At 38.9% G+C, this 7,160-nt stretch carries 6 protein-coding genes and 1 pseudogene; 2 read left to right on the top strand and 5 right to left on the bottom strand.

The features are described from left to right. Positions 1-56: 56 nt before the first annotated feature. The 3 genes and pseudogenes from E1171_RS11710 to E1171_RS11720 form a co-directional block, all read right to left on the bottom strand. Positions 57-848, bottom strand: a complete 792-nt coding sequence (locus tag E1171_RS11710; protein ID WP_246164295.1) for a helical backbone metal receptor — start codon at positions 846-848, stop codon at positions 57-59. Between the two features lie 167 nt (positions 849-1,015). Then, positions 1,016-2,087: pseudogene (locus E1171_RS11715) on the bottom strand (M42 family metallopeptidase). 139 nt (positions 2,088-2,226) lie between these two features. Further along, a complete protein-coding gene (locus tag E1171_RS11720; protein ID WP_155206191.1) occupies positions 2,227-3,813 on the bottom strand; it encodes an acyl-CoA carboxylase subunit beta in 1,587 nt (528 codons plus the stop codon). A 190-nt stretch (positions 3,814-4,003) separates the two neighbouring features. Here E1171_RS11720 and E1171_RS11725 point away from each other — a divergent pair, with 190 nt between their 5' ends. Beyond that, the gene (locus E1171_RS11725) at positions 4,004-4,957 is read left to right on the top strand and encodes a Ppx/GppA phosphatase family protein (protein WP_155206192.1); all 954 of its coding nucleotides are present in this window, start codon (positions 4,004-4,006) and stop codon (positions 4,955-4,957) included. A 128-nt stretch (positions 4,958-5,085) separates the two neighbouring features. Beyond that, positions 5,086-6,153, top strand: a complete 1,068-nt coding sequence (locus E1171_RS11730) for an Ldh family oxidoreductase (RefSeq protein WP_155206193.1) — start codon at positions 5,086-5,088, stop codon at positions 6,151-6,153. A gap of 35 nt (positions 6,154-6,188) precedes the next feature. Here the strand turns inward: E1171_RS11730 and E1171_RS11735 are convergent, their stop codons facing one another. Together E1171_RS11735 and E1171_RS11740 are read right to left on the bottom strand one after the other, a co-directional pair. After that, positions 6,189-6,776, bottom strand: coding sequence for a hypothetical protein (locus E1171_RS11735; protein ID WP_155206194.1), 588 nt, complete (start codon positions 6,774-6,776; stop codon positions 6,189-6,191). A gap of 28 nt (positions 6,777-6,804) precedes the next feature. After that, positions 6,805-7,160 (bottom strand): FtsB family cell division protein (locus E1171_RS11740; RefSeq protein WP_343031342.1); only part of this gene is annotated, 356 nt, incomplete at its 5' end.

The following is a 7,160-nucleotide window of genomic DNA, read 5'->3' on the forward strand; positions in this document are numbered from 1 at the left end:
TTTAAAATCATGTTTAAATGGAAACAAGTCTTTTTAACATAAATTCTAACCCCACACTAAGCAAGAACACTCCTTTGTAGTTGCTCAAAATATTGAGGGGCATATTGCAGACGACTTCCATACCAGGAAAAGAATTGCCCATTTACAATTCTTATCTCTACTTCAGGACATATGGATTTAAATTCTGTGATATGCTTCTCCCCAAAAGGGAACGGTTCTGAGGACAATAAGATCAAATCCGGATTCAAATCTCGAATTTGATCCTCAGTTAATTCAGGATAACGGCTTTTTTCAGGGAGTCCATTATAAAAACCGCAATAAGTAAGCATTTCATTGATAAAGGTATCTTGGCCTGCCGCCATGTATGGTCTTCTCCAAATGAAGTAGAGCACCCTTTTAAAAGTTCTCTTTTCCAGGTTTTGAAAACCCAAATGGATTTGATCAATAATTTCCCTCGCCTTTTTATTCCTTTGAGTGAGGTTTCCAAGGGAATTTATCATATCAACTGCCTGTTGCAAACTCTTTACATCACTCATCCAAACGGGAAACTTCTTGATAAGATATTCAATGCCATCTTTATAGTTTTCCTCTTTATTTCCAATAATCAGATCTGGTTCAAGGCTTTCAATCACATCGAATTTAAACCGCTTTGTACCACCAATTTTTGAAATGGCATTAACTTTTTGGGAAGGATGAATACAAAAATGGGTTATCCCCACGATTTCTTTGTCCAAACCCAAATCAAATAAGAGCTCTGTCTGAGAAGGAACCAAACTGATAATTCGCTGAGGTGGATATCTAAAGGATACCATTCTTCCCATCTGATCCAGAACTTTCTTTTTTCCCAATGGCTTTAAGAGATTAATTTTTTTTGCTTTAGACTAATCATAATAAGCGGCTAAGCTCCTCCTCAACCAATCTATACATTGTTGGAATGTGATGAAGTTTGCGATTTATACAAAGTTTGGTTAAATAGAGACACGATAAATCGAACCTCTACAAACAGTTTCACTTACTATTTTAAATACTTGAAATCGTGCCCAGCCTTTAATTGCAGTAAGAATTCACAAATCAGCTGTATGACATGATCCACATCTTCTTTGTGAACCATTTCCACAGTAGTGTGCATATATTTTTGAGGCAATGAAATCAAAGCCGAGGCCACCCCTTCGTTAGAATAAGCGAATGCATCTGTATCCGTAACCCGTTTGTCGGGAAGCAGCGGCCCTTTGGAAAGGAATTTTCTTCTTTTCTGCTGTGGCAATTAACATATCCAAAACGTTGTTATGGACAGCAGGTCCGTACGTCAAAACAGGGCCCAAGCCTGATTTTTGATTCCCACTTACCTTTTGATCATACATCGGTGAATGAGTATCATGGCAAACATCTGTGATAATGGCTACATCAGGTTTAATTCTACGGGCAATCATTTCCGCCCCTCTTAAACCAATTTCCTCTTGCACTGCATTCACCACATAGAGACCAAACGGTAACTTTTTCTTTTTTCCATGAAGCCTTTTTGCCACTTCGGCAATCATAAACCCACCAATCCTATTATCTAGGGCCCGTCCCATCCAATAACGTTTGTTGAGCTCCATAAACTCATCTTCATAGGTGATCACACAGCCCACATGAATTCCTAACTTTTCCACCTCCTCTTTAGAATTACACCCACAATCAATGAATATGTTCTTCAAAGTAGGTACTGGCTCATTCTCCTTTTCTCTTACGTGTATCGCGGGCCAACCAAACACTCCTTTTACAATTCCTTTTTTGGTATGAATATTTACCCTTTTGGAGGGAGCGATTTGTTGATCAGAACCTCCATTCCTGCAAACATACAAATAACCCTCATCGGTGATATAATTAACAAACCAGGAAATCTCATCCGCATGGGCTTCTATTACTACCTTATATTTGGCCTCCGGATTTACTACTCCCACAGCAGTCCCATAGGTATCCGTAAAATAGGAATCCACAAAAGGTTTTAAATAATCCAACCAAATCTTTTGCCCGGAAAATTCAAATCCAGTAGGTGATGCATTATTCAAGTATTCTTCCAGAAACTTTTGGCTTTTCTTGTCAATTGCCATAAAATTCAAAAATGGGTTATATCAATAAAGAAAATGTAGAATAAATGGATAACCACCGGAATAAGAAAACTACCGGTGGTTCAATAGGTATGTATTAATAAATTTATAAGGCTTGAGGCTCTTTTCCTAATGATTAAAGAGGAATGTTTCCATGCTTTTTCTTAGGCAGCTGATCCACCTTATTTTCAAGCATTTTAAATGCCCTGATCAATTTCTTTCGGGTATCCTCTGGTAAAATCACTTCATCAATATACCCTCTGTGCGCAGCACGATAAGGATTGGCAAACTTCTCAGTATATTCATCCACTTTTTCCTGCAATTTGGCCTCAGGATCTTCAGCGGAAGCAATTTCTCTCTTAAAGATAATCTCAGATGCTCCTTTAGCTCCCATTACGGCTATTTCGGCTGTAGGCCAAGCAAAATTCATATCTGCACCAATATGTTTTGAATTCATGACATCATAGGCCCCACCATAAGCTTTGCGGGTAATTACTGTCACTCTAGGTACGGTGGCTTCACTGAAAGCATATAATAACTTAGCCCCGTTGGTGATAATGCCTTTCCACTCCTGGTCTGTTCCTGGCAAAAATCCTGGAACATCTTCCAAGGCTAATAGTGGAACATTAAAAGCATCGCAAAAGCGTACAAATCTACCCGCCTTTTTGCTAGCGTCAATATCCAATACTCCGGCCAATGAAGCAGGTTGGTTCCCTACAATCCCGATACTTCTACCCGCCAACCGGGCAAATCCCACTACTATATTTTCGGCATAATCCTTATGCACTTCAAAAAAGCTGCCTTCATCCACTATTCCTTCCACTACTTCCCTCATATCATAGGGTTGATTGGGATTTTCAGGAATAACCGAATTCAGTTTTGGCCGCTTTTCATCACCTTCCTGATAAGGGTAAACCGGTGCATCCTCCTCACAATTTTGCGGAATGTAAGTTAAAAGTGTTTTGATACTATTGATACATTCCACCTCATTAGCACAAGAAAAGTGGGTCACTCCACTTTTGGAACTATGAGTGCTCGCTCCTCCTAATTCTTCAGCTGTTACATCTTCCTGCGTTACGGTCTTCACGACATTTGGCCCCGTAACAAACATGTAAGAAGTATCTTCCACCATCAGGATAAAATCCGTAATAGCAGGAGAATAAACAGCTCCACCAGCACATGGGCCCATGATAGCAGAAATTTGCGGCACTACCCCGGAAGCCAAAGTATTTCGGTAAAAAATATCGGCATATCCACCCAAGGCTACCACTCCTTCCTGAATCCTGGCTCCCCCCGAATCATTTAATCCAATAACCGGTGCGCCATTCTTCATGGCCAAATCCATTATTTTTACAATTTTCTCAGCATGGGCTTCTGCCAAAGACCCTCCTAAAACTGTGAAATCCTGAGAGAAAACATAAGTTAATCGTCCATTCACAGTTCCGTATCCCGTAACTACTCCATCACCAGGAAAGTGTTGCTTATCCAAACCGAAGTCTTTAGAACGGTGCATGACAAACTTACCTATTTCCTCAAAAGAACCTTCATCAAGTAGCAATTCAATGCGCTCCCGAGCAGTAAGCTTTCCTTTGGCGTGTTGTTTTTCAATTTTATCTTTACCTCCCCCTTGAAGAGCTTCTTCATTCTTTTTTTCCAAAAGCTCAAATTTCTCCTCCACAGTAGGTAGAGTGTATAATGTTTTATTGTTGTTTGATTTTCCCATCAGTAAATCTTTTGTAGCAAAGTATCTTCAAATATAGACAGGTCCCTTCTAAAATGGAATTGTTTTATAGGTAAAAATTAAGATGAAGTTTTTGCCACCTTCCTTCTTTGAATAATTATTTTGAAATTTTGTTCCCCACCTTGCAAACTACTTATTTTAAATATAGTATATTCCGAAAATTTTGGGCGCAATGAAGAAAAAAGTAGCGATTATAGATTTAGGAACTAATACTTTCCATATTCTGGTAGGAACGATTTTTGAAGATAATTTTAAAATATTATATAAAGAAAAGAGGGCTGTAAAGATTGGGAAAGGAGGGATAAACGAGGGAATTATTACAGATCAAGCTAAACAAAGAGCATTGACAACCCTTTCCGAATTTAAGAAGATTATTGAAAAGGAAAATATCGATATTATCCATACCACTGCGACAAGTGCTTTTCGAAATGCGTTAAATGGCCAGCAACTGGCCAATCAGATAAAAGAAAGGACAGGGATAGAGGTAAAAATTATTTCGGGAAAAGAGGAAGCAGCACTAATTCAATATGGAGTCAATAAAGCCTTAAATATTGGCACAACTCCCTCACTTATCATCGATATTGGAGGTGGGAGTGTGGAATTCATTATTTGTAACAATAAAAAAACCTTTTGGAAAAACAGTTTTGAAATTGGGGCCCAACGACTCGTAGAACTTTTTCATCAAAATGACCCGATATCCCTTGAGGAGATAAACGCACTAGAAGCCTACCTACAAGAAGAACTAACCGAATTAGATAAGAATATAAAAAAATTTAAACCTGAAATTCTCATTGGCTCTTCTGGTACTTTTGAAACTTTAAGTGATATTCATCGATTAGCCCATAAGATTGAAAAAGTTCCAGAGACCACTGAATTACCTATTACGCTTTCCAGTTATCTTGATATTCATCAAAATCTTCTCAGTAAAAACCAAAGGGAAAGGTTGGCCATTCCTGGCATGGTGGAAATGAGGGTAGAAATGATTGTGGTGGCTTCCTGTATAATTCATTTTCTCATTAAAAAATATGGATTTTCAAAAATGCGCATTTCGGCTTACGCCTTAAAAGAGGGAGTTCTCAACAAATTGATAGATGAATTAAAAGGAACAATCCCTCAAATTAAATAAACCATTACAGTTGGAGATACAAGATTACGTGACTTTACAATTCACGTTCCTCTTAAAGGATTTACATGCTTAAATTATTGATTATCCTTTCCCCTTCGTAATATTGCATTTTTATTTGATCCAAGAAAATGTATTCATATCAACGTTTAAAATCCTTCTGCCAAGAGGTATTTTTGAAAATAGGATGTCCAGCTGAAGATGCAAAGATCGCCTCGGAAGTATTAGTTTCGGCAGATCTGAGGGGAGTAGATTCACATGGTGTAGCACGCCTTTCCGGTTATTTAAGGTTGTATGAAGCTGACCGCATCAATACCACTCCAAATATTCGAGTAATTCATGAAACCCCAAGTACAGCAGTAATTGACGGGGACAAAGGTCTTGGTTTAGTAGTTGCTCCATTTGCAATGAAAATAGCCATGCAGAAGGCAAAAATGGCTGGTACGGGATGGGTTTCGGTACGGAACTCTAATCATTATGGAATTGCCGGTTACCATGCTATGATGGCCCTGGACAACGATATGATTGGTCTTTCTATGACTAATGCTAGCCCACTTGTTGCACCCACTTTTTCCAAAGAAAGGCTTTTAGGCACTAACCCTATTGCTGTTGCAATTCCAGCAGGAAAACAACCTCCATTTGTGGCAGATTTTGCTACCACCACAGCTGCTAATGGAAAATTGGAAGTGTTGCAACGTAAGGGAGAGGAAGCTCCTGAAGGTTGGGTACAAACCAAAGATGGACTACCTACCACCAATTCTTCTGCAGTTAAAGAGGGAGGTGCTTTATTACCGCTTGGAGGAAGTCGTGAAAAAGGAAGTCATAAAGGTTATGCATTAGGTGCCATAGTAGACATTTTTTCTGCCGTATTTTCTGGTGCTAATTATGGTCCCTGGGCCCCTCCTTTTGTTAGTTTCCTTCCTTTAGCCAAGGACCCTGTTGGAGAAGGATTAGGTCACTTTTTTGGGGCCATGAGAGTAGATGCTTTCCGTTCAACTGAAGAATTTAAAAGCCACATGGACCATTGGATTGAACGTTTCAGAAATTCGGAATCCCTAGACAAGGAAAAGAAAGTGATGATCCCCGGAGATCCTGAAAGAGAAATGGAAAAAATACGCTCGCAAGAAGGAATTCCTTTGCTAACACCTGTAGAAAAAGATCTTCAAGAGATTGCCTCCAAATTTGGTATCCAACTTTAATAATATCCAAAACTTTACATACTGGGGAAAACTTATCATCTCAGAGGCATGATAATGATTCCCCCTCTTATTACATAAGGCTTGGGATAAATTGAGGTTTGAGAATCGTAATTCAGGTTATACAAAGCCATTACCGAAAGCCCCACTCTTCCTCCCAAAGGTTGTAACATTCCCACTCCTGCAAAAAGTGCGTTTGACCACCTTCGCTCGATTACTTCCCCTCTTCCATTGGTGGTAGATGTGGGCACGTTAATGGGTTCCAATTCGCCATATAAAAAGAAAGGTTTGGCTATATCATAGCGAGCAAATATACGCCCACCGTAAACATTCCATCCTACTTCGTTTTCTCTCAACTTAATGTATTGATAAGTAAAGCCTACTCCCCCAGAAAACCGTTCTGTAAATTGGTAGCCTACCAAAGGGGAAACATCTACAAAAAAGGCCGTTCCTAATTGCAAACCCACATTTCCTCCAAAATAGACACGATCAAAGAACCTTGCCCCAGCCTCCTCTTGTTCTTCTTGTTCTTGATTTTTTCCTTCTTCCGATTCAATTTCCTGGGCAGTAGCATTGAAATAGAATAAAAGGGGAAGCAGCAGCAGTAAAAAGGATTTAGTTTTCATATTAAGTTAATTTAATTTTTTTAACCTCTCATTTCTCTTCTTCCTCAATTACATAAACATCTTCAGATTTCTTTTTCATTAGGTATTTTTCCCTAGCAAATTTTTCCAACAAGTCCTTATTGGTCAACAACTCTTCCCTATCCTTCTTTACTTCCTGTATCTTAGTTCGGTAATAATCCCGCTCTTTTTCCAGGGCTTTTAACTTTTGGCGTTGCTTGTACTGTGTGTAAAAGTCATTTGAATCGACAAACATCATCCAGATCAGAAACAAACTCCCAAAAAGAAAATAAAAATTTTTAGTGAAGGGTAAGAACCTTTTCATCATACTAAGGAGGTAACCAAGGGTAAAACCTAAAAAAGAAAAAGTCCCGAAGAAATACTCCG

This window comes from Xanthovirga aplysinae (genome assembly GCF_009711365.1).
GTDB lineage: Bacteria > Bacteroidota > Bacteroidia > Cytophagales > Cyclobacteriaceae > Xanthovirga > Xanthovirga aplysinae.

Bases quoted from the DNA above. Each gene is read 5' to 3' on its own strand.
- E1171_RS11735 (WP_155206194.1), bottom strand. From the start codon at position 6,776: ATGAAAACTAAATCCTTTTTACTGCTGCTGCTTCCCCTTTTATTCTAT.
- E1171_RS11730 (WP_155206193.1), top strand. From the start codon at position 5,086: ATGTATTCATATCAACGTTTAAAATCCTTCTGCCAAGAGGTATTTTTG.
- E1171_RS11720 (WP_155206191.1), bottom strand. From the start codon at position 3,813: ATGGGAAAATCAAACAACAATAAAACATTATACACTCTACCTACTGTG.
- E1171_RS11725 (WP_155206192.1), top strand. From the start codon at position 4,004: ATGAAGAAAAAAGTAGCGATTATAGATTTAGGAACTAATACTTTCCAT.